The 1675-nt window shown below is 63.5% G+C and carries 2 pseudogenes; one reads left to right on the plus strand and one right to left on the minus strand.

Features of this window, described 5'->3' with window-relative positions:
• Window positions 1–794 (minus strand): annotated as a pseudogene (locus tag WCE35_RS04150) (vitamin B12-dependent ribonucleotide reductase); the annotation flags it as partial.
• Between the two features lie 758 nt (window positions 795–1552).
• On the opposite strand from WCE35_RS04150, the pseudogene WCE35_RS04155 reads away from it, so the two are divergent.
• Window positions 1553–1675, plus strand: a pseudogene (locus WCE35_RS04155) (EamA family transporter); the annotation flags it as partial.

The raw sequence follows: 1675 nt of genomic DNA on the forward strand, positions 1-1675 counted from the left end.
GCGGCGCGGTCGCCGATCTTGAGGAAACTCATCAGGCCCGACGAGCGGCCGCCGCCCGACAGCTTTTCGCCTTCGCCGCGCAGGCGGGAGAAGTTGGAGCCGGTGCCGGAGCCATATTTGAACAGGCGCGCCTCGCGCACCCAGAGGTCCATGATGCCGCCCTCGTTGACGAGGTCGTCCTCGATGCCCTGGATGAAGCAGGCGTGCGGCTGCGGATGCTCGTAAGCCGATTTGGATTTTGTCAGCTTGCCGGTCTTCCAGTCCACATAATAGTGGCCCTGGCCGGGGCCATCGACGCCATAGGCCCAGTGCAGCCCGGTGTTGAACCATTGCGGCGAGTTCGGCGCCACCATCTGCTTCGCCAGCATGAAGCGCAGCTCGTCGAAGAAGGCTGAAGCGTCGCCTTCCGTCGTGAAGTAGCCGCCCTTCCAGCCCCAATAGGTCCAGCAGCCGGCCAGACGGTCGAACACCTGCTTCGCCGAGAGTTCGCTGACATAGCGCTCATTCTCGGGCAGGGTGGCGAGCGCCTCGGTGTCCGGCATCGCGCGCCACAGCCAGGACGGCACGGTCTCTTCCTCGACCTTCTTCAGGCGCGCGGCGACGCCGGCTTTACGGAAATACTTTTGCGCCAGCACGTCGGAGGCGACCTGTGACCAGAATGCGGGGACCTCGACATTTTCGAGGCGGAACACGATCGAGCCGTCGGGGTTGCGGATCTCCGATGTCGTCAATCTGAAATCAATCCCGGCATAGGGTGACTGGCCTGGCGTGGTGTTGCGTCGTTCGATTCGCATGGTCGTACCCCGTCTCTTTTTGACCGGTCCGCGCTGGCGGCGGCCGGATATTATCCTTGAGCGAACGCCTGGGTCGCGGCTGGTCGCCCAGCCCCGATCCGGCCTTTCGCGGTTCAACCGGTGGACCCGGCCTATTGCTCTCTCGCCGCAAGATCGATGCGCGCATCGACCTCGCCGCGGCACTCGCCGGCAGGCCCCGAACCGGGCTTGTCAGGTCATGCATTCAACGCCCCGAACACGTTACGCGACACGCTAGCCAAGCCGTTTCGGCCCCGTTTTTGGCGCCCCGGAGTCCCAAAATTCAGGGCAAAAAAACCCTTCACCCGCGGCCTCGACCGGCGGCGGAGTGGTCATTTTGGAACCCTTTGGGAGCGACCGGCGGGGACCCAAACACACTCGCGCCGAACAGGAGGAAAGCTAGGACGACTCCGTCACGCCCGTCAAGGACTAGTACGAGTTTCTGAATCAAATACTAAATATGGTGGAAAATGGGGCAAAACAGGCGGACGTCCCGCGCCGCTGATGGACCCAACTATCGGTGAGTCCTCAGAGATTCCCAAACGAAAAAAATCTCCGCCAGCCTGTGGAGGAAGCTTCGCCCCGCTGTTCACAGGGGCGGTATTTATTCGCGCTCCGGGGTTGCCTTGGCGAGACTCACGTCGGCGCGGGGAGTCCGGGCTGGCATGCCGGCACGGCGATGGCGGCAGGCCCGGATAAGCGGCAAGGTGGCGGCGATTCCACCCCCGGCTGCCGGCTTCATGACAAATCCAGACCCGACCAAGACGCGTGCGCGCATCGCGCCCGCGGGCCTGATGTTCCTCGCGATCACGTCGGTGGGGTGGGGTTTCAACTGGCCCGTCACAAAATACCTGCTCGGCGAA

Source organism: Bradyrhizobium sp. (assembly GCF_049691595.1).
Lineage (GTDB): Bacteria > Pseudomonadota > Alphaproteobacteria > Rhizobiales > Xanthobacteraceae > Bradyrhizobium.